The sequence below is a fragment of the Bacillus sp. MBGLi79 genome (assembly GCF_002953915.1).
The window spans coordinates 1,245,507-1,266,156 of sequence record NZ_CP026521.1 but is presented as its reverse complement, the minus strand read 5'-3'; the positions used below and the strand labels follow the sequence as shown (position 1 = coordinate 1,266,156).

17 protein-coding genes and 1 pseudogene are annotated in these 20,650 nt (G+C 45.8%); 6 read left to right on the top strand and 12 right to left on the bottom strand.

Annotation, left to right across the window (positions count from 1 at the left end; all coding sequences use genetic code 11):
• The first annotated feature begins 124 nt into the window (after positions 1–124).
• Positions 125–1,414, top strand: a complete 1,290-nt coding sequence (gene gltT / locus C1T29_RS06330) for a glutamate/proton symporter GltT (RefSeq protein WP_014663422.1) — start codon at positions 125–127, stop codon at positions 1,412–1,414.
• 37 nt (positions 1,415–1,451) lie between these two features.
• Here gltT and C1T29_RS06325 read toward each other — a convergent pair whose 3' ends face one another.
• From C1T29_RS06325 to C1T29_RS06315, 3 genes are all read right to left on the bottom strand, one after another.
• Complete coding sequence (locus C1T29_RS06325) at positions 1,452–1,859, bottom strand: ASCH domain-containing protein (protein ID WP_014663421.1); 408 nt, start codon at positions 1,857–1,859, stop codon at positions 1,452–1,454.
• Positions 1,860–1,872: 13 nt separating this feature from the next.
• The gene (locus C1T29_RS06320) at positions 1,873–2,913 is read right to left on the bottom strand and encodes a M42 family metallopeptidase (RefSeq protein WP_014663420.1); all 1,041 of its coding nucleotides are present in this window, start codon (positions 2,911–2,913) and stop codon (positions 1,873–1,875) included.
• A 412-nt stretch (positions 2,914–3,325) separates the two neighbouring features.
• A complete protein-coding gene (locus C1T29_RS06315; protein ID WP_095432694.1) occupies positions 3,326–4,102 on the bottom strand; it encodes a YhfC family intramembrane metalloprotease in 777 nt (258 codons plus the stop codon).
• A 128-nt stretch (positions 4,103–4,230) separates the two neighbouring features.
• On the opposite strand from C1T29_RS06315, the gene fabHB reads away from it, so the two are divergent.
• Positions 4,231–5,208, top strand: a complete 978-nt coding sequence (fabHB, locus tag C1T29_RS06310) for a beta-ketoacyl-ACP synthase III FabHB (protein ID WP_103748948.1) — start codon at positions 4,231–4,233, stop codon at positions 5,206–5,208.
• Positions 5,209–5,249: 41 nt separating this feature from the next.
• Here fabHB and C1T29_RS06305 read toward each other — a convergent pair whose 3' ends face one another.
• The 6 genes from C1T29_RS06305 to C1T29_RS06280 all read right to left on the bottom strand — a co-directional run bounded on the left by C1T29_RS06305 (position 5,250) and on the right by C1T29_RS06280 (position 14,131).
• Positions 5,250–7,577, bottom strand: coding sequence for a YhgE/Pip domain-containing protein (locus C1T29_RS06305; RefSeq protein ID WP_095432696.1), 2,328 nt, complete (start codon positions 7,575–7,577; stop codon positions 5,250–5,252).
• 70 nt (positions 7,578–7,647) lie between these two features.
• A complete protein-coding gene (locus C1T29_RS06300) occupies positions 7,648–8,223 on the bottom strand; it encodes a TetR/AcrR family transcriptional regulator (protein ID WP_021479630.1) in 576 nt (191 codons plus the stop codon).
• A gap of 149 nt (positions 8,224–8,372) precedes the next feature.
• Positions 8,373–9,785: a protoporphyrinogen oxidase gene (gene hemY, locus C1T29_RS06295; protein ID WP_095432697.1), complete on the bottom strand. Its 1,413-nt coding sequence runs from the start codon at positions 9,783–9,785 to the stop codon at positions 8,373–8,375.
• Between the two features lie 14 nt (positions 9,786–9,799).
• Positions 9,800–10,732 carry a ferrochelatase gene (hemH, locus tag C1T29_RS06290; RefSeq protein WP_103748949.1) on the bottom strand — a complete coding sequence of 311 codons (933 nt, stop codon included), beginning with the start codon at positions 10,730–10,732 and terminating at the stop codon, positions 9,800–9,802.
• A gap of 71 nt (positions 10,733–10,803) precedes the next feature.
• Positions 10,804–11,865, bottom strand: coding sequence for a uroporphyrinogen decarboxylase (hemE, locus tag C1T29_RS06285; RefSeq protein ID WP_103748950.1), 1,062 nt, complete (start codon positions 11,863–11,865; stop codon positions 10,804–10,806).
• A 121-nt stretch (positions 11,866–11,986) separates the two neighbouring features.
• On the bottom strand, positions 11,987–14,131 hold the full coding sequence (locus C1T29_RS06280; protein ID WP_103748951.1) for a transglycosylase domain-containing protein: 2,145 nt from the start codon (positions 14,129–14,131) through the stop codon (positions 11,987–11,989).
• Between the two features lie 121 nt (positions 14,132–14,252).
• Here C1T29_RS06280 and hmoB point away from each other — a divergent pair, with 121 nt between their 5' ends.
• From hmoB to sndC, 4 genes and pseudogenes are all read left to right on the top strand, one after another.
• A complete protein-coding gene (gene hmoB, locus C1T29_RS06275) occupies positions 14,253–14,753 on the top strand; it encodes a heme-degrading oxygenase HmoB (RefSeq protein ID WP_103748952.1) in 501 nt (166 codons plus the stop codon).
• A gap of 43 nt (positions 14,754–14,796) precedes the next feature.
• Positions 14,797–15,038: pseudogene (locus tag C1T29_RS06270) on the top strand (hypothetical protein).
• A 67-nt stretch (positions 15,039–15,105) separates the two neighbouring features.
• Positions 15,106–16,497: a hypothetical protein gene (locus tag C1T29_RS06265; RefSeq protein WP_095432699.1), complete on the top strand. Its 1,392-nt coding sequence runs from the start codon at positions 15,106–15,108 to the stop codon at positions 16,495–16,497.
• Positions 16,498–16,569: 72 nt separating this feature from the next.
• Complete coding sequence (gene sndC, locus C1T29_RS06260) at positions 16,570–17,760, top strand: N-acetyl amino acid acetylase SndC (protein WP_095432700.1); 1,191 nt, start codon at positions 16,570–16,572, stop codon at positions 17,758–17,760.
• A gap of 18 nt (positions 17,761–17,778) precedes the next feature.
• On the opposite strand, the gene C1T29_RS06255 is transcribed toward sndC, so the two are convergent.
• Genes C1T29_RS06255 through ecsA form a run of 3 tightly spaced genes read right to left on the bottom strand, consistent with a single transcriptional unit; the run spans position 17,779 to position 20,470 of the window.
• The gene (locus C1T29_RS06255; protein WP_095432701.1) at positions 17,779–18,486 is read right to left on the bottom strand and encodes an EcsC family protein; all 708 of its coding nucleotides are present in this window, start codon (positions 18,484–18,486) and stop codon (positions 17,779–17,781) included.
• A gap of 21 nt (positions 18,487–18,507) precedes the next feature.
• Entirely contained in the window at positions 18,508–19,734 is a 1,227-nt protein-coding gene (ecsB, locus tag C1T29_RS06250; protein WP_095432702.1) for an ABC transporter permease EcsB, read from the bottom strand.
• Positions 19,727–20,470, bottom strand: a complete 744-nt coding sequence (ecsA, locus tag C1T29_RS06245) for an ABC transporter ATP-binding protein EcsA (protein WP_014663403.1) — start codon at positions 20,468–20,470, stop codon at positions 19,727–19,729. The genes ecsB and ecsA overlap by 8 nt, the downstream gene beginning before the upstream one ends.
• Positions 20,471–20,650 lie beyond the last annotated feature (180 nt).

Here is a 20,650-nt window from a genome sequence, read left to right as displayed (position 1 = left end):
TTTCGAAATATAATTTACTGTAGACGAATTCATTTCTTATCTATTATAATTTGATCTAATAGTGAGATTAAATATATGTCTATTCATGATATATGTTGATACTTTGTTTTTTGGGAGGTAATCTATGAAAAGAATTAAGTTTGGATTAGCCACACAAATATTCGTTGGACTTATTCTAGGTGTTATTGTTGGCGTCATTTGGTATGGCAACCCAGCATTGCCTACTTACCTGCAGCCAATTGGGGATCTCTTTTTACGCTTAATCAAAATGATAGTGATTCCTATTGTTGTCTCCAGCTTAATCATCGGTGTAGCCGGTGCAGGAAATGGAAAGCAAGTCGGTAAACTAGGCTTCAGAACGATTCTGTACTTCGAGATCATCACGACTTTTGCCATTATTCTCGGACTAGCCCTTGCAAACATCTTCCATCCGGGTACAGGAGTTAATATACACGAAGCTCAAAAATCGGACATCAGTCAATATGTTGAAACCGAAAAAGAACAAAGTAATAAATCAGTGGCGGAAACATTCCTCCATATTGTGCCGACAAACTTCTTCCAGTCGTTGGTCGAAGGGGATCTTCTAGCCATCATCTGCTTTACAGTACTATTTGCATTGGGTATTTCCGCGATCGGCGAACGCGGCAAGCCTGTATTAGCCTTTTTTGAAGGCGTATCCCATGCCATGTTCCACGTTGTAAACCTTGTGATGAAAGTGGCGCCGTTCGGCGTTTTCGCGCTTATCGGAGTGACTGTGTCTAAATTCGGGCTCGGTTCTCTTATCTCTCTCGGAAAGCTCGTCGGATTGGTGTATGTCGCACTTGCTTTCTTCTTAATTGTCGTATTTGGAATTGTCGCAAAAATGGCCGGCATCAGCATCTTCAAATTCCTTGCTTACATGAAGGATGAGATCTTACTGGCGTTCAGTACATCAAGCTCTGAAACGGTTCTTCCGCGCATCATGGAAAAAATGGAGAAAATCGGATGCCCGAAAGGCATTGTTTCATTTGTGATTCCGATCGGATATACGTTTAACTTAGACGGTTCCGTTCTCTATCAATCCATTGCCGCGCTGTTTTTGGCACAGGTATACGGAATTGATTTGACAATTTGGCACCAAATTACGCTTGTGCTTGTCTTAATGGTGACATCTAAAGGGATGGCTGCCGTGCCTGGCACTTCTTTTGTTGTCTTGCTTGCGACGCTTGGCACCATCGGCGTTCCGGCTGAGGGACTTGCCTTTATTGCCGGCGTAGACCGTATCATGGATATGGCACGTACAGTTGTCAACCTGACTGGTAACGCGCTTGCTGCTGTTGTGATGTCTAAATGGGAAGGCATGTTTAACCCTGCGAAAGCAGAAGCTGTTATGTCCCAATCGAAAACAGAGCAAAACGCAACCATTTCCGGTTAATGAAAAGCCTGCGGGATTCTTATCCCCGCAGGCTTTTTTAGTCTTGAACAAGCTCAAACAGCTCTGTAATCAAAACCGTATCTTCATTCAGCTCCAGGTCACCGTTTTTAATCAGCTCCGCCCAAGCCATCCGATGATCCTTTTGAAATTCGTCAATTCGGTCTCCATTGCCCTCTCCTTTGACTAACCTCATATCAGGCGCACCAAAGGTGGTTTCAAAGACGTCTGTCACTTTTATATTGCATCTTGGATTGTCATGTTTATCATAAACGGTAACAAGCTGACCAGCTGTTTGATAAACGTCCCTCAATTCATCTTTTGAATATAATGATCTCGGCGCGCACGTGGCTGTTTTTTCTCCGGCAATGATCTGCTGAATCAGCTGTTCTCCCAGCCCGTCATCACCTTCCCAGCCGAATGTGCTTTTCAGCTTATAAATCTTCATTCACCCTTCCCCCTTATACCATTTGTGACTGTACATAGTAATACAGAAGCTTAGCGGTATGGCGAAGAGATGATTTATGGGTGCGTTCAAATGCATGGGAAGCGTCAATTCCCGGCCCGATGAGGCCATGCACAATATCATGCCCGGATTTGATCGCTGCTGACGCATCAGACCCATAGTACGGATAGATATCAAGCTTATAGTCAATATGATGCTTCTCGGCTAATTGAACTAAATGCTTTCTCAGCTGGTAATGATACGGCCCGCTCGCATCCTTCACACAGATTGATACTGAATATTCATCTGTGGCCTGTCCGTCTCCGATAGCTCCCATATCAACCGCCAAATATTCGACCGTTTCAGGAGGAATATTCGAATTTCCGCCGTATCCGATTTCTTCATTATTGGAAATAAGAAAATGGGTTGTATACGGCAGTTCAATGTCTTCTGTTTGAATTTGATGAATTAAGCGGAGCAATAAGGCGACGCTTGCTTTGTCATCCAAATGGCGCGATTTAATAAATCCGCTTGATGTGATCTCGACACGGGGATCAAACGACACAAAGTCTCCGACACCAATGCCAAGCTCCTCCGTATCTTTTCGGCAGTGAACAGGTTCATCTAGGCGGATCTCCATATTCTCTTGATTCCGCTCGGCCTTTCCTGCGTCTTTGTATACGTGCACAGACGTTTGATGCATTAAAATGGTGCCTGTGTACGTTTTTCCTGAGGCGGTTTCAATTTGGCAATACTCCCCCTCAATCGAGTTGTAGCGGAACCCGCCGATTAAGTCGATTTTCAGCCGGCCGTCCGCTTTAATTTCCTTCACCATAGCGCCGAGGGTGTCAACGTGCGCCGTCAGCATGCGATGCCGGGATGTGTCGCGTCCTGGAAGCGTTGCAAGTAAGCCGCCCTTGTGGTTCCGAACCGTTTCTACCTTCCATTCTTTTAAAAGGCTTTCAATATAATTGATTACCTCATATGTATTTCCTGTCGGGCTTGGGATCGATACCAGTTCTTTAATGAGCTCCATCGTTTTACGTACGGACGTCATAGGGCATTCCTCCTTTTATTTTCTACTTAAAATATACTCTTTTCCCGAGGGACCCGTCCAATCTTTTCCTATCAATCTCTCATATGCTGTAGAGAGCATGGGAAGAGGAGGGATTTCTATGTGCTGTCGTCATTCACATGAACAGAAATGTCGTTGTCACGATTGGTTCGATGATTTTTGGTTCTTTGACGAGTGGTTCGATAAAGATTTCCATGGCCATTGCAAGAAAAAGAAAGAATGCCATGACCCTTGCGAGAAGAAGAAAAAGAAACACCATTGTTTCTCTTGTAAAAAACACAGACATTCTTGCTGTCATTGCTAAAGACTGAATCAGAAATATTCTGATGACCCATGCTTAATGAATATTTCCATTCACATTTTTCCAAGCGGGCATTGCTGCTGCTTGGACCTTTTATTGAAACACCCTTTTTGCTTTTACAATCCAATACACTGATAAAGCAGCTATAAAAGCAACAATGATTTCAACAGCAGCGGCATGCTCTACGATTCCTCTTTGATATAAAACCGCCGGGACATTAAACAGTGCATGTAAAAGAATAGAATACAGCAAAAACAGCGGCCGGCGGCTTTTAACCGCGTACAGGACTAGCAGCGACAGCCCGATTTGGACAGCAATGGCGCTGATTCTTTCTATTCCGCCCAGCAGCCATTCATACGAAGGGGTATGCAACAGCTGCTCCTGTATCGGCAAAAGCGCCTGTTTGACGTCGCCATTGACCAAAAGCTGTTCAAACGTCCCGCTATTGATAGCAAATGCGTATACAATAAGTGAGATAGAGGACAAGCCTGTAATCAGGATGGCTTCAAGCCCGCCATGGCCTGCACCGAAAGCCAGGCCATCCGCCCAAGTATGATGGCGCTTCATAAAAAATCGCATCATCAAATACCTTCCGCACTCCTCAAAAATGCCGGCCATCAAACAGCCGTAAATGCCATACCACAATGGATGTTGCATCGCTTCTTTCGTCACTTCATTCACTTGCAGTACATACAGATGAACGCCGCCTTCCAGCAGCTGAGCGAAGACAAAAAACGTAAGAGCGCCAATAAAGAACACTTTAAGCGAGGCGCCATATTTCCGCTTAAACCACACAATCAGCCCGATCGGCAACAGAAACGCAATAGCCCCGGATAACGCCAAAAAGACTACTGCTTCTTGACTGACCATTTTTCAGCCTCCTTTTTCTATTTCATAGCTTCCCTATCCTACACTTCTCTTTTTTTATCAAAAAACCTTCTTTTTAGTACCAGATACTAATATCTAGTGTTATAATCTAGCCATAAGGAGTGATTCATATGTCAAAAGCAAAAATTACAGCTATCGGCACATATGCGCCGAGCAGACGCTTAACCAATGTTGATTTAGAAAAGATCGTTGATACATCTGATGAATGGATCGTTCAGCGTACAGGCATGAGAGAACGCCGGATTGCAGATGAACAGCAGTTTACCTCTGATTTATGCATCGAAGCAGTGAAGGACCTCAAGAGCCGCTATAAAGGCACACTTGATGATGTCGATATGATCCTCGTTGCCACAACAACATCCGATTACGCCTTTCCGAGTACGGCATGCCGCGTACAGGAATATTTCGGCTGGGAAAACACCGGCGCGCTGGATATTAATGCGACGTGCGCCGGACTGACATACGGTCTTCATTTGGCAAATGGATTGATCACATCCGGCCTTCATCAAAAAATTCTCGTCATCGCCGGGGAGACATTGTCAAAGGTAACGGATTATACCGATCGAACGACATGCGTTCTGTTCGGTGACGCCGCGGGTGCGCTGTTAGTGGAACGAGAGGAAGAGACGCCAGGATTTCTTGCGTCTGTCCAAGGAACAAGCGGGAACGGAGGCGATATTTTGTATCGTGCCGGACTGCGAAATGAAATAAACGGTGTGGAGCTTGCTGGCTCCGGGAAAATGGTCCAAAACGGCCGCGAAGTATATAAATGGGCCGTAAGAACGATCCCTGGCGAATTTGAACGGCTTTTACATAAAGCAGGACTCAGCTCTGATGGTCTCGATTGGTTTGTTCCTCACAGCGCCAACTTGCGCATGATCGAGTCAATTTGTGAAAAAACACCGTTCCCGATTGAAAAAACGCTCACTAGTGTTGAATACTATGGAAACACGTCTTCGGTCTCCATTGTTTTGGCGCTTGATCTCGCAGTAAAAGCAGGGAAGCTGAAAAAAGACCAAACCGTGATGCTTTTCGGATTTGGCGGCGGATTAACCTATACAGGATTGCTTATTAGATGGGGAATGTAACAAAAAAAGAACTTGTTTCCAAGGAAACAAGTTCTTTTTCTTTATGAAGCCGGCTGTTCTTCCGATGTTTTTTCCTTCCGGCTTAACACTGTAAAGTAGGTAATGCTTAAGATAATCATAACGAGAGCGATGCCGATTAAGACGCCGGCCATCTGCCACATGTAGCCAAAGTCCCCGTTTGAAATGACCGCTCTGAATCCGTTAATGCTGTAGGTCATCGGCAATGCGCCGTGGATGACCTGATAGAAATTCGGAAGCAATTCAAGCGGGAAGGTTCCTCCGCTTGCTCCCAGCTGCAGCACTAAAATAATGACTGCGATAAAACGTCCCGGGTTGCCCATTGTTGTGGCCAAAAATTGAATCATCGCTAGGAAAGCGAGACTCGTAATAATCGTAAACACGTAAAATCTCCACGTGCTCTCTACCTCGAGCCCAATTCCCAATAGAAGAACTGTCGCCACAATCAGCGATTGAATGATTCCAACAAGCATCATGACATTGAATTTGCTGAAGAACCACTCAAAACCGTTTCTCGGACGTCCTGACGCCTCCTTCAGCGGGAAGACAACCGTCAGCATGATGCCGCCGACATATAAGCCCATTGACAGGATATAAGGTGTCAGCCCTGTTCCATAGTTAGGAACGGAATGAATGGCATCATCTTTGGTTTTCACCGGATCCGCAAACATGCCGTATGTTTGATCATCAGCGTCGATATCTCCTGTTTGATCTGCCGCATCCTTCAGCTTATTAGACAGCTCCCCTGTGCCGTCCAATAGCTTGCCTAAGCCTGTATCAAGTGATGCAGACCCGTCTGCCAGTTTTGATGATCCGCTTTGGACCTGTTTAGACCCGTCTAACAGCTTAAACAATCCGCCGGATACTTGGCTGCTTCCTGTCACCAATTGCTCTGAGCCCGCTTTTGCTTTTGCGAACTGCTTATTATATTCACCAATGCCGGCTGTCAATTTATTTTGGCCATCTGTCACCTGCTGTGACGCATTGTATATTTTCTCAGATCCAGCAGATAATTGGTCAATCGCGTCTTGAGTGGCTTTTGCGCCGTTATAAAGCTTAGAGGTAGCTTCCGGCAATGCCTTCACCTGGGCAACCTCCGCTTTCACATCTTCCAATGAGCTTTTTATCGTTGCGATGTCAGGCAGCTGATCAGCTGTAGGAAGCCCACTTAAAATTTCATCAAAATCAGGCGCATCAACTTGCGGAAGCTGCTTTTCAACAGAATTGATCAGCTGGCTTTTTTGCTCCGCTGTTAAGAAATCACTCGAGTTGATGAGATTTTTGAATGCCTGATCACGGTTTTTCAAGCTGTTTTCAAAGTCAGACAGCTGTTTTTTAAATTCCTTCATCGCAGTTTCTGACTTTTCCAGATTGTTCACAGCTGTTTCAAGCTGTGTTAAATCGAGCGCATTTATGAGTTTTTCCGCTTTTGCTGCTTTCTCCGACTCTTCTTGTGCTTTACTGTTGAGCTGATTCAGCCCGTTTGTAAGATCAGGTAAGCCCTGCTGCACCTTTTGAAGGCCGGCATTCAGTTCATTTAGTTTGCCCGTCAGCTTGCCTGATCCTGCTGCAAGCTGACCAGATTTATCATAAATCTGGTTGCTGCTGTCCTGGAATTTACCGAGAGAGCTGTCAAGTGATTGGATGCCGCTCGTCACCTGAGCCGCTCCATCTGCAAGCTGCGCTGTTTTGTCACTGATGGTAGCGGTGCTTTCCTTCAGCTTCGCCAGATTTTCTTTCAGCTGGGCGCTTCCGTTTTTCGCATCCTTTGTGCCGTCATCAATTTTTTTCGCGCCGCTGCTCGCGTCGCTCAGCCCTTTTGCGATATCTTTAAAGTTATCAAAAATAACTTTCGTATATTGCTCGGTCACTTCTTTAGACACAGAGGCTTTCAGTTTATCAATCGCTTTTTCGCCGATCGTTGCCCCTACATAGTTGGAACCGGCATTTGTATGGTATTTCAGATCCAATTTTTTCGGATTTTTGTCCAACACAGTGCTGGCATTCTTAGAAAAATCCTCAGGAATCTCGACAACTAAATAATATTTTTGATTTAATAAGTCCTTTAACGATTGGTCTAGATCATTGGAAAAATGCCAATCAAAGTTTTTATTATCCTTTAATTCTTTGACCAGATCATCACCGATTTGAAGTTTTTCTCCTTCATACGTTGCGCCCTCATCTTGGTTGACGACTACGACAGGCAGCTGGTCAACTGTGCCGTACGGGTCCCAATAAGCCTTTAAGAATACGCCGCTGTAAATAAGCGGAACAAACAAAATGGCGATGATGGGAATCAATAGTTTTTTACTTGTTACGATGTCTTTCCACTGACTTCGTATTGTGTTCATCCTGATGCCTCCATTCTAAAACTGACTCATCATGAAAAATGGTCATTTTCTTGCAAAGAGAAAGGATTATCTAGTTGGCTGACAATCCATTGACAACATACAATTCAAGCAGTTCCGCAATTGTCTCTTTATCAAGCGGGGGATGTTGTTTTTCCCAGTCAAAAATGAGCGCGATATAAAGCTTCAACATCACAAAGGCCGTCAGTTCAGGATCGCACGGCTTGATTGCGCCGCTTTTAATCCCGTCTTCAATCTTACTTTTGATATAAGACAGTATGGCTCGCTCCATTTTCTGGATCACTTCCTGAACTGCCATTGTACCAATCTCGGCATTCTCTTGGAAAATCTTAATCGTCAGCTGATGTGTTTTCCTGAACTCCAGAATGGCAAACAGCGCTCTGTGCACATTTTCATGGAACGGAAGGTTCGGCTCCATCGCTTCATCCGCTTTTTGCTTCATTTCCTTCAATAAAGTTGTGAAAATCTCGTCAAACAGCTCTTCTTTGTTTTTAAAAAATGTATAAATGGTTCCCTTCCCCACATTCGCAAGCTTTGCGACAAGGTCCATGGTCGTCGCTTTATACCCGAACTGCGTGAAAGACTTTGTAGCCGCCTCCAAAATGAGCTTTTTTCGATCTATTGACATCGTATATCACCCCAAAACTGACCGTTTGAACATTTTAGTCATTAAGTACATATGCAAATGTATCATAACCTGCTGCTCAATTCAATCATTTTTTTACACAATATTGCCATCGCACAGCACAAAAAAACCTCCGCTTTATGGCGGAGATTTTAGCTGAATAAATAGGTAAGCGCGTCAGACACGGCAGCTTTTCCTTGATCAATGCAGTCGGGTATTCCGACACCTTCAAAAGAAGCGCCTGTCATATAAACACCCGGATATGCGGCTGCCAGTGATTCACGCAGTTCCTTGATGCGCTGCTTATGGCCGACATGATACTGCGGCATGCTTTCATGCCATCGGGTGACACATGTCATTTCCGGTTCGCCGTTTATGTTCATGACTTTCTTTAAGTCTTCTAACACAATGTTGATAATGTCATTATCTGATAGATCGACAATCGATTCGTCTCCGGCTTTTCCGACATATGCCCGAAGCAGCGTTTTGCCTTCCGGCGCTGCATGCGGCCATTTTTTGTTCGTCCACGTACAGGCTGTGATCGCAAAATCACTGTTTCTCGAAATGACAAAGCCCGTTCCCTCATGCTCCATTTGGACGGCGCCTTCCGGGAAGCCTAAAGCGACGTTTGCCACGGATGTGGAGTGCATATTTTTCAAATGGGAAATAGCAGTGAGCTCAGAAAGCATTCCCGCAGCCGCTTTATGCGGAGCAGTCACAATTACTGAATCAGCATCAAGTGTGACACCGTTATCCAGTTCAAGCGAGTAGCCAGAGCCGCCACGGCTGAGCTTGGTCACTTTTGTGCCTTTATACACCTTCGTCAGCTTTAATTGCTTTTCGATCTCTTCAACAAGGGTTTGCAATCCGGTTGACAGAGTCTGGAACTGTCCTTGTTTCTTTGCCGTCAGCTGCTGGCCTGAGCCTTGAGGCCTTGTTTTTTTCATGCCGAGAATCAGGCTTCTATGCTTTTGTTCCGTCTGGTAAAACTGCGGGAATGTCGACATCAGGCTGAGCTTATCAATGTCGCCTGCATAGATCCCTGATAGAAGCGGCTCGATTAAGTTCTCGACCACTTCATCTCCGACACGTCTGCGGAAGAATTCTCCCAATGACTGATCATCCTTTGTTTTGCTTGCAGGCAGGATGAAATCCATAGCAGCTCTCGCCTTACCGGACAAGGAAAACAGACCCGTAGATACAAACGGCGCAATTTTTGTCGGTATCCCCATTACAGCGCCCTTCGGCATTGGATGCAGGGTGCGGTTTACAAGCACATAGGATTGTCCGGTCGCATTGTTGACAAGCAAATGCTCAAGACCTAAATCTTTAACAAGCTGCGGGGCGCTTTTCTTCCGTTCCAGAAATGAGTCTGGCCCTCTTTCGATGATATAGCCGTCTTTCTTGACAGTCTGGATTTTTCCGCCGACTCTCGGACTTGCCTCAACAAGTGTCAGCTCAAGCGGCAGATTCTTTTCTTTGATTTCTTTTTCCATATAGAAGGCGGCGGCTAAACCGGTAATGCCGCCGCCGATGATGACTACATGTTTTTTTCCGTCACTCATGTTCATCGCCTTCTTTAACGTCCTAATTTTTTTAATACGACTGTTGCCAAAGCATCAATAAACTCAGGCTTGGCATTCGGCATTTCCGGCCGGTAATAGCTTGCGCCGATATCGTCTGTAACCACTTTGCATTCATAATCATTATCATAAAGCACTTCTAAGTGATCCGCGACAAACCCGACAGGAACATATACAAACGCTTGATAGCCTTTTTGTTCAAATAAATCGCGAGTTAAATCCTGAACATCAGGTCCCAGCCATGGATCAGGCGTGTTCCCTTCACTTTGCCAGCCGACAGCATATTCGGAAACGCCTGCGCCTTCAGCAATCAATTTCGCCGATTCATGAAGCTGGTCCGGATAAGGCTCTCCAAATTCTTTGATTTTTTCCGGCAGACTGTGCGCGGATACGATGAGCATCGCGTTTTCTCTTTCATCCTCAGGCATTGACGCATATGTTTCCTTCACTCGGTCAACCCAATATGTCACGAACTTCGGTTCATCGTACCAGCTTTCAACAGACGTAATCGTTAAACCGCCGAGTTTTTCAGCCTCTTCTTTGGCACGCTTATTATAGGACTGAACGCTGAACGTGGAGAAATGCGGCGCCAGCACGATGCTGACTGCTTCTGTAATGCCGTCTTTATGCATCTCTGCTACAGCGTCTTCAATAAATGGCTCGATATGCTTCAGTCCGATATACGCTTTAAACGTAATCTCGTCCTGAATCTCATTCAAGTGCTGTTCCAGATTATGTGCCTGCTCTTCTGTGATTTTGGCAAGCGGTGAAATGCCGCCAATTGCTTCGTATCTGTCTTTCAAATCTTGAAGCATTTCAGGTTCAGGCTTTCTGCCTCTTCTGATATGTGTATAATAACGTTCGATATCTTCTTCTTTATAAGGCGTGCCGTACGCCATCACGAGAAGCCCCATTTTCTTTCTACTCACTGTTTACACCCTCTTTAATGATCTGATACAAACATTTTGACAGGATATCATCATGATACCAAAAGATATGCTTAGGAATATTGACCCATTTTCTTGTTTTGTGAATATTTATGGACAAATGCTGTCAGTTTTTTCAAAACCTCAGGACTGACGTCTGGAAATACCCCGTGTCCCAGGTTGAAAATGAAGTTGTCCGATTTCATTCCTTGAGCAAGTATTGCCGCCGTTTTCTTCTCAATGACGTCCCATGGCGCAAGCAAAATGGACGGGTCCAGGTTGCCTTGCACTGTTTTGGTGATTCCTTTTGATCTGGCTTCATCAATGCTGAGTCTCCAATCCAGCCCGACAACATCGAGAGGAAGGTCATGCCAGTCTCCCGCCAGATGGCTTGCACCAACGCCAAACATGATCAGCGGCACATTCTCCCCGGCAAGCTCTGAAAAGATCCGGTTCATCACGGGTTTGATATATGTTCTGTAATCAGCCTGATTCAGCGCGCCGACCCACGAATCAAAGATTTGAATCGCTTTTGCGCCTGCTTTAATCTGCGCTTTCACATACACAATGATCATGTCGGCAAGCTTGGACATCAGCAGATTCCATGCATCCGGCATGCTGTACATGAAGGCTTTTGTTTTATTGTAATTTTTAGATGGGCCGCCTTCGATCATATAGCTGGCAAGCGTAAAAGGCGCACCTGAGAAACCGATGAGCGGGACGTTCAGCTGCTCATTGACAAGCAGTTTAATCGTCTCAAGCACGTACGGCACGTCCTGTTCCGGATCAATCTGGCCGAGTTTTTCAATGTCCGCCAGAGACCGGATTGGCTGATCAATCACAGGACCGATCCCGTTTTTGATTTCAACATCCACACCAATTGACGGAAGCGGAGTCATGATATCTTTATATAGGATTGCAGCATCGACTCCGTATTGCTCAACCGGCAGTCTTGTGACATACGCACAAAGTTCGGGCTGATGGGTGATCTCAAACAATCCGTATTTTTCCTTCAGCTTGCGGTATTCCGGCTGTGAGCGCCCTGCTTGTCTCATATACCACACAGGCGTGTGATCCGCTTTTTCTCCCCGCGCAGCTTTTAAAAACGTCTCGTTAAACGTTTCTCGTTTACTCATCTGATTTCCACCTTTCATACTGCAACCATACGTTCGTATTTCTTGACTTATTACACTATACCTTGTTTTAGGCAAATGGTATAGAAATGAAGCTCAAAGTTCAAAAAATCGCCGAATTCCATTAAGAGGAAAACAATTTCGGCTGAACGTAATCGGTTCCTTCCCCTTCTCTTTTTGTCTGTGAATTATAAGGCACAATTTTATAAGACGCGCCCGAAAACAAGTTGGCATAAGGGATTTCATAGCTCCCCTTCCCTTCAACCGAATCAAGAAGCGTCTCCTTTCCGTCCTTGTTTACATAAATTCTGTATACAACCCGATCATCCTCTTGGGCGTCCCACTTTAATTCAATAGTAAAGAGTCCCGCTGCTTTAAATGTGTAATCGGCTGTGAGTGTTTTGACCGGCTTCAGCTCAATCGGACTTTCCAGTTCTTTGACGTTTTTAGGCTTTGTGAACACAGCACCGGTTTCTCCTGCCTGTGTCAAAATATCCTTAAACAGCCGCGTCGGGTATGAGCTCCCGGATGTTAAATAATGATTTCGGTCCGTTTTGTCATAGCCCATCCAGACTGCCCCGGTTATTTTCGGCGTATAGCCTGCAAACCAGGCGTCCTTTGTCGCGCCGGAGACGCCTGTATAAGTTGTAGAACCTGTTTTTCCCGCCAGATCGCCGTGATAGATGCCAGACGTGGCCGTTCCTTTTTTGACTACCTGCTGCAGCATTCTTGTCATATTCCAGGACGTCTGCTTGCTGAATACCCGTTTTCCTTCTCCTTTATGATCGGTTATTGTTTCTCCGTCTTCATCTATTATGCTTGAGATAAAGAACGGTTCAGTATACGTTCCATTCGCGGCAAATGTATGAAACGCGCCGGCAAGCTGGAGTGGTGAAACGCCTTTTTCCAAGCCGCCTAGAGCAAGAGCAAGGCCTTCATCAGGGATATCAATGCCGTTTGCTTTCAAATAAGATTTTCCTGTTTCGACGCCGATCTCATTCAGCGTCCAGACAGCCGGCGCGTTTTTGCTATACGTAATGGCATCAGACATAGTGACTTCGCCCTCATACCGGCTGTCGTAGTTTTTCGGCGTATAATCTCCGTAGGACTGCAACTCATCCTTCAATAGAGAATACGGCTTAAATTTCTTTTCCTGCATCGCCGGTCCGTATACTGCGAGCGGCTTAAATGTGGAACCCGGCTGGCGGACAGCTGTGACACGGTTATATCCTTTGGATGTGTAATCCCTTCCGCCGATGGCCGCTTCTACACCACCTGTCTTGTTATTAATAAAGACCGCGCTGCCCTCGGCATTCTGATCTGTTCCGGGATAATAGCTTCCCTCTTTCATCACCTGATAAGCCGTCTTCTGCAGCTTCGAATCAAGCGGCACCTTGATCGTGTATCCGCCTTGAAGAAGCTGCTCTCCGGAAATCGAATACTTGTCTTCTGCCTCTTTGATCACAAGGTCAATGTAACTGTCAAACCAAGGTGTTTCCGACTGTTTCTTCACGTGCAGCCCAAGCGTCCGGCCCTGCGCGGTGACAGCCTCCTTCGCACTAATATAGCCTTGGTCATTCATCATACCTAGAATTGTATCACGCCGCTCCTTACTTTTATCAGGGTGCAAAATCGGAGAGTACGTAGAAGGCGCCTTTGGAATAGCGGCCAAAACAGCGCCTTCAGATACAGTCAAATCTTTTACTTCTTTATTAAAATAATAGTGGGACGCCGCTTGTATGCCGTAGACCCCATGTCCAAAGTAAAGCTGGTTCAAATACATTTCAAGCAGCTTGTCCTTGCTGTAATCCCGTTCAAGATTGATCGCAATGATCACTTCTTTTGTTTTTCTTAGAAACGTTTTGTCATGTGTCAAAAAAATATTTTTGGCAAGCTGCTGGGTGATTGTGCTTCCGCCTTCCACCTTTCCGCCTGCTAATATATCGCGGTACACTGCCCTTCCGACAGATTTCGCATCAATGCCGTGATGCTCATAGAATCTTTTATCCTCAACAGCGATAAACGCTTCTCTGACTTGCTTGGGAATCTCATTGATCGAAACCGGCTCGCGATTTTCTGTATACAGGCTTGCAACCTCATCGCCGTTTTGATCAACAATTTTTGAAGAGGCATGAAGTATCAGCTTCTTTTCATCTATGACATAATGCCCGAGAAAAATAATTGAAATATATCCTATTAAAGCGAGAAAAGCAGTTAACACTAAAATAATGATAGGTATAAAAAGTTTCTTTTTCTTTATCTTAAACATGAACTCACCTCGCCTTTCTAAGGGTAGTATGGGAAAAATTGTTTGGAATTATGTTCGAAGCACTCGCCAATAGAAACTTATACCATTGTTTTGGTATACTAGCAAGCAGGAGGTGGCTGATATGAAGGTTTATATTACATATGGGACAGCCGATTTTTTAAAAAAGATCGTTGAGAAGCATCCCTCAGAGCATATCCTTTTGATGCAGGGGCAGGAAAACGCGATTTTGATTCATGAAACAAACGGAGATACCGTTTTCCAGGCACCACATGCTTATGAAGTCATTGACCAAGTCGGAGAGATCAAGCATCCCGGTTTTGCAGTATTGAACAATATTGCCGTCACACAGGAAGGGCGTCCGCTGTTTGAAAACAGATTTAAAAACAGAACGGGAAAAGTTGAAAATGAGCCTGGCTTTGAAGCAATTCGAGTGCTCCGTCCGCTTGACAGTGACACCTATGTCATTCTGACATTGTGGGAAACGGAAAGTGCCTTTCAAGACTGGCAGCAGTCCGGTTCTTACAAGGAAGCCCACAAAAAACGTGGCACGTCTGCCGGAATTGACACGACGTCGATCTTCTCCCGGCCTTCGTACGTCACCACATATTTCGCTGTCGAATAGCTGCCGGCATGTCCGGCAGCTTATTTATTGGGAGAAAAGCAAAATGAAGCATCCTTGCCCAGTCTGCAGGTTTAAGGGATTGACGGGTACGAGATGCAGCACGAGGATGGTTCATATTTAGAACCTGCGGAAAGCATCATCGCCTACAGAAAACAGTGGCTTGCTGACGGTTCTGTTATGTTTTCTCCTGATTGCTGCCCAGCGCAACAGCAAAAAGCGAAAAAAGTGTTAAAGCATGTTTTAACTGAACAGCTGAAACGTATCAATGCTGATCTTCCATCATAACCCAGACTTCTGTCCCGCACCTTCCGCCCGCCTATGAATAATCTGTAGGAAGCGGAAGGAGTGATTAATGATGGAAGTCGGGATTTTGCCTATCCATGTTCTGTACGTGTTGTTTATCGGGGCGATTATCCTATTTATGCTGCTGCGGAAAGATACGACCTTTATTTCCTTATTCGGCATTTTTATCATATCGCTATGGGCCAGCCATTCACTTTCAGCTTCTGTCAGCAGCTTGTTCCACAGCTTTATCTATGCGGCCGGCGAACTGCTGCCCACGATTTTCATCATTTGCTTTATCGTTTCGATGAGTGATTTATTAACAAAAACAGGGATAAATGAAGCGATGATTTCTCCCTTTACAAGCCTTGTGAAAGGGCCCGTGACTGCCTACTGGCTGATTGGAGGCCTGATGTTCGCCATTTCTCTCTTCTTCTGGCCTTCTCCGGGTGTCGCTTTGATCGGCGCCGTCCTGCTCCCGGCAGCCGCACGCGCCGGTTTGACGCCTCTTGCAGCAGCCATGGCCATGAACTTATTCGGACATGGTTTTGCCCTGTCAGGAGACTTTGTCATTCAGGCGGCGCCAAAGCTGACTGCGGATGCAGCAGGCATTCCAGTGGGTGATGTCGTCTCGGCCAGCATTCCGCTTGTGCTGATTATGGGTGTGACAACAACAACCGCTGCCTTTATCATGATTCAGCGCGAGCACAGAAAACAGGAGCATCCCGCTTCTTTTTCCCCCGTTTTTTCCGGCGAACAAGACAACTCACTGTACTTGCCAAAACGCATGCGGTCCATTCTGGCTTTTTTCATTCCGCTTGTCTTTCTTGCTGATATTGCCTGCATGCTCTTGTTTAACCTGCAGGGAAATGATGCAACCGCGTTAATTGGCGGGTCTGCAATCTGTATCCTCCTAACCGTTCATTTTCTCGTGTATAAGCATAAAGGGCTTGAAAAAATCACCGGCTATTTTATTGACGGGTTTAAGTTCGGTTTTAAGGTTTTCGGCCCCGTCATCCCGATTGCCGCTTTTTTTTATCTTGGGGACTCAGGCTATGAACGCATAATAGGCGCTTCACTCCCTAAAGGTTCCCACGGCATTGTCAACGATCTCGGCATTGCTTTATCCCATATGATGCCTATGTCAAAGGAGCTTGCCGCCGCTGCATTAACTGCCGCTGGAGCCATAACAGGCCTCGACGGCTCCGGATTTTCAGGCATTTCTCTCGCCGGCTCCATTGCAAAGCTCTTTTCGTCCGCTCTCCATGCCGACCCCGCCGTCCTGACCGCACTCGGACAAATCTCCGCCATTTGGGTGGGGGGAGGCACACTGGTCCCATGGGCGTTGATTCCCGCTGCGGCCATTTGCAAAGTTGATCCATTTGAATTAGCCAGAAAAAACTTCATTCCCGTCGCGATTGGCCTTTTCGTGACAACAATCGCAGCCGTGATGATGCTTTAAAACAGCGTAAGTTGAAGTTTTCAGAATTTTCCTATACAATCATGGAAAAGCATAGAAAAGGGGGAAGCGGCTTTGTCCATATCCACACTGCAGAAAGAGATAAACAAACAGCTCGACAGCTGTTTTGAAGAAATGGTTGAGATCAGGCGACATTTCCATATGTATCCGGAGCTCTCGTTTCAAGAAGAAAAAACCGCCGCATTTATTGCTTCCTATTATGAATCGCTAGGAGTCCCAATCCGCACGAATGTCGGCGGCAGAGGGATTTTAGCATATATTGAAGGAAGCGAACCAGGCCCTACAGTCGCTTTGCGGGCTGACTTTGACGCTCTCCCCATTCAAGATGAAAAAGACGTCCCTTACGCCTCCAAAGTGCCCGGTGTCATGCACGCATGCGGCCACGACGGCCATACGGCAGCTCTTCTCGCAGTCGCCAAGGTTCTTCACCAAAACAGACATGAGCTGAAGGGAACTTTTGTGATGATCCACCAGCATGCGGAAGAATATTATCCAGGAGGCGCAAAGCCAATGATTGATGACGGCTGTCTCGAAAACGTGGATGTGATATTCGGCACTCATCTTTGGGCAACCGAACCGCTCGGAACCATTCTTTGCCGCCCCGGCGCCGTAATGGCAGCGGCGGACCGATTTACGATTAAAGTCCTCGGAAAGGGCGGCCACGGTGCTCATCCGCATGATACAAAAGACGCCGTCCTGATCGGTTCACAAATCGTTTCCTCTTTGCAGCACATTGTCAGCCGCAAGGTCAATCCCATTCAATCCGCCGTCATTTCGACAGGCTCCTTTATCGCAGACAATCCATTTAATGTCATCGCAGACCAAGCAGTACTCATCGGTACAGCACGTTCTTTTGATGAAAATGTCCAAGACATTCTGGAAAAAGAAATTGAAGCGGTTGTAAAAGGGGTTTGCAGTATGCACAGCGCGTCCTATGAGTACAACTATGAACGGGGCTATCCGGCGGTTGTGAACCATCCTGCAGAAACGAGCCACTTGGCCAGCATCGCCAAAAACATAGAGGGTGTTCAGCAGGTCATTGCCGGTGAACCGCAAATGGGCGGCGAGGATTTTGCTTATTACTTACAAAACGTGAAAGGCACTTTTTTCTTTACAGGTGCCGCTCTTGAACAGCCAGAGCGGGTCTATTCCCATCACCATCCGAAATTTGATATTAATGAAAAAGCAATGCTGACAGCAGCCAAGGTCCTTGCAGGCGCTGCAATCACCTATCATAAGCTATAAAAAAACAGCCGGGAATGTTTATTCTCCGGCTGTTTCCTTTATTATCCTCAGATGAAAAACGTGTCTTGCCGTCTCACCAAGCTGAGCCAGCAGTTTATAATTGGCAATCCCGCCGACTGCCGCTCCTACGCCCGGCAATAGCTGAAAAAACTTCACGACGTCGATATAATCGCGATATTCCTGCTGGAACACTCTCCAGTCGATGCTCTTTTTCTCCGTCTCCCAATTTTCGATGACAGAAAAAAGCGATTTTCGGCAATCATCACTCGAAAACGCAAGCTGAAACACGAGCAGCAGGAACATTCTTTCTTGTGCATCCTTCACATCAAAGCCATATATTGAGGATAAAGTAAATAAACACCTCATCTTAATAGAAAGCAGCAGCGGGAAATCGGCAATGCCTAAAAATATGCCGCCTGCTCCAGTGCCGACTCCCTCAGCAGCCGCCACCTTCTGATAAGAAGCAATCGTTTTTTTCGCCAGTTCGTTCTTTTCACTTAGCGAAAGTGTGCTTGTATCCTTCTTATAGGTAATAATATTGGAGCCCGCCATCGTCGCTTCCACCATTTTTTTCACGCTCTCAGTGACGACCGAATGGATTTTTTCAGGAATCCGCTCATTCACCTTCGTTTGCACACGCTTCGAAAAGCGTTCAAACATGGAATCCTTTCGCAAAAAATGCATTTTCCATTGAAGGGCTTCCTGCATCAGCTGATTATCTGTCATTTAACTACCCCTTTTTTAAGCTCACAGCTTGCCATGTTTTTTCAGTCTGGTTGTCATATAAGACGGCAGAACAACAAAAATCAGAACGGCAGAACCGATCAGCGCGTAAACAAAACCGGTCAAGCCGGCTGCATAGGCAGATGCAGCAGACATCAGCAGCGCTTGAACACTAAGTGCAGTTTTTAATAGAGAGAAATAGCTTTTCAGCTTCGTTTCTTTTTTCACAGGGTACAGCTCTTGAAGCGCCAGATGGTCAAAGTGGCCGAAGAGCGGCAGAAGCTGAATACCCGTAATGAAAATGGCAAACACAGTCAAAACCCCTGCAATCAGCGGGCTGGCTGAGACATACATGATGATCAGCGCGAAAATGATCGTTAACCTGACAAGAATACCCAAATAATCACTCGACCGCAAAAAGGCGCGGGTGAACATATAGGCAAATGTTTTGCGCTGTTCAAACGGCACGAGCCGCAGCAAAAAGTCAAGATACGCTCTGCGTTTCGCTTGTTTTCGCAAATGCGGCACATCAGTGAACAGGTTGGCAATCCGATAGAAACGCTGCTTGCGTCTCAATTCGGACTCGATATGGCTCTCCCATTTAAACGTTTTCCGTTTTGCTGCCGAAGACATATACAGATAAAGAGCAGCCATAATGACATAGACAAGAAGCGCATACATATAAACAGATTGCAAAACAAAATAAAGAACGAGCGTATTCGCCGCAAAGCGAATAATGACATCCATCCGCTTCATGCTGCGGTCGTTTTGGAAGGTCATGCGCCATTCCATCACCTGATTCCACGCTTTCAGCAGCAAAAGCTGGACAAAGACCGCGGCATACGAAACAAGTGAAGCCTCCGGAGTGACTGCGAAATAAAGCGGCATCGCAACGATGCTCAGTGCAATCAGCGGAAACAGCTGAGACACATAGCTGTAGACAAACGCCTGCTTCAAGTAAGGCTCCATTTTTGATTCAAGAGGCAATAAGAAAACAAGGTCAGCCTCCTTCAAAAGCGTCCGCACATAAGAGCTTGTCAACACGAGCGAAAACAGCACGGCCATCACCCAAAAGGATGGAAAGTGAGCGGGGATGTCCCGTATCCATTTGCTGTACCAGCTTGCAGCGCCCGCTAGAAAAAAGATCAAAACAATGACGAGGTGATCGTTGAGCATATATTTCATGTATGTTCTTGTTTCTTTGATATGCTCCTGCAGCCGCGACTGCCAAATATCAAGCATATTATTCATGGCCAGCGTCTTCCTTTGTAAGCTCAAGATACAAATCGTCCAGCGCCGCGTCTTTCATTCCAAACTGCTCTCTGAGCTCTGACAGCGTGCCGCGCGCCCGCACCTCGCCGTTATGTAAAATAATAAACGAATCACAATAGCGTTCTGCCGTTGCCAAAATGTGCGTTGACATCAGCACGCTCGCCCCGCCTTTTTTCGCTTCATTCATCCGCTCAAGCAGCGCGTTAATGGCAAGCGGATCAAGCCCCAGAAAAGGCTCATCAATAATGTAGAGCGCAGGCTCTGCCAAAAATGCGCACATAATCATAACCTTCTGCTTCATTCCTTTGGAAAAATGGGCCGGGAACCACTTCAATCTCTTTTCCATTCGGAATTCCTTTAAAAGCGGAGGCAGCCTTTTCTCCATCGTTTCTTTTGACAGGCCATATGCCATGGCTGTCAATTCAAGATGCTCCATCAAAGTCAGTTCTTCATATAAAACAGGTGTTTCTGGTATATAGGTGAATTGTGAACGGTAGCCTTCCGGATCCTCAGCAAAGGTTTTACCGTTTAATTCGATTGAACCTTTATGCGGGTCCATCAGCCCGATGATGTGTCTGATTGTTGTACTTTTGCCAGCACCATTCAGCCCGATTAAGCCGACTATTTGATTCGGTTCAAGGGTGAATGATACGTTTTTCAAAACCGGATTTCTTGTATATCCGCCGGTTAAGTCATTTACCGATAGCAGAGACATAGTTTCTCCCCTTATAGTGTTTTTCTTCATAGTACCAAAAACAAGGCTTGATTTGAAACAATTCCCTTTTAACAAATGATGAATTTGCTGTCATAAAGAGACAGGGTCTTGGACATCATAATAGTCGTAGAGGAAAAGCATATCAACTGAAAAATGAGGTGTTTGTCAAAGACGTCTTAG

What these genes read in the sequence shown, in the direction of transcription:
- C1T29_RS06265 (WP_095432699.1), top strand. Translation starts at nt 15,106, where the DNA reads ATGATGGAAGTCGGGATTTTGCCTATCCATGTTCTGTACGTGTTGTTT.
- C1T29_RS06255 (WP_095432701.1), bottom strand. Translation starts at nt 18,486, where the DNA reads ATGACAGATAATCAGCTGATGCAGGAAGCCCTTCAATGGAAAATGCAT.
- hemE (WP_103748950.1), bottom strand. Translation starts at nt 11,865, where the DNA reads ATGAGTAAACGAGAAACGTTTAACGAGACGTTTTTAAAAGCTGCGCGG.
- hmoB (WP_103748952.1), top strand. Translation starts at nt 14,253, where the DNA reads ATGAAGGTTTATATTACATATGGGACAGCCGATTTTTTAAAAAAGATC.
- C1T29_RS06315 (WP_095432694.1), bottom strand. Translation starts at nt 4,102, where the DNA reads ATGGTCAGTCAAGAAGCAGTAGTCTTTTTGGCGTTATCCGGGGCTATT.
- hemY (WP_095432697.1), bottom strand. Translation starts at nt 9,785, where the DNA reads ATGAGTGACGGAAAAAAACATGTAGTCATCATCGGCGGCGGCATTACC.
- C1T29_RS06300 (WP_021479630.1), bottom strand. Translation starts at nt 8,223, where the DNA reads ATGTCAATAGATCGAAAAAAGCTCATTTTGGAGGCGGCTACAAAGTCT.
- C1T29_RS06305 (WP_095432696.1), bottom strand. Translation starts at nt 7,577, where the DNA reads ATGAACACAATACGAAGTCAGTGGAAAGACATCGTAACAAGTAAAAAA.
- gltT (WP_014663422.1), top strand. Translation starts at nt 125, where the DNA reads ATGAAAAGAATTAAGTTTGGATTAGCCACACAAATATTCGTTGGACTT.
- C1T29_RS06325 (WP_014663421.1), bottom strand. Translation starts at nt 1,859, where the DNA reads ATGAAGATTTATAAGCTGAAAAGCACATTCGGCTGGGAAGGTGATGAC.
- C1T29_RS06320 (WP_014663420.1), bottom strand. Translation starts at nt 2,913, where the DNA reads ATGACGTCCGTACGTAAAACGATGGAGCTCATTAAAGAACTGGTATCG.
- fabHB (WP_103748948.1), top strand. Translation starts at nt 4,231, where the DNA reads ATGTCAAAAGCAAAAATTACAGCTATCGGCACATATGCGCCGAGCAGA.
- ecsA (WP_014663403.1), bottom strand. Translation starts at nt 20,470, where the DNA reads ATGTCTCTGCTATCGGTAAATGACTTAACCGGCGGATATACAAGAAAT.
- ecsB (WP_095432702.1), bottom strand. Translation starts at nt 19,734, where the DNA reads ATGAATAATATGCTTGATATTTGGCAGTCGCGGCTGCAGGAGCATATC.
- C1T29_RS06280 (WP_103748951.1), bottom strand. Translation starts at nt 14,131, where the DNA reads ATGTTTAAGATAAAGAAAAAGAAACTTTTTATACCTATCATTATTTTA.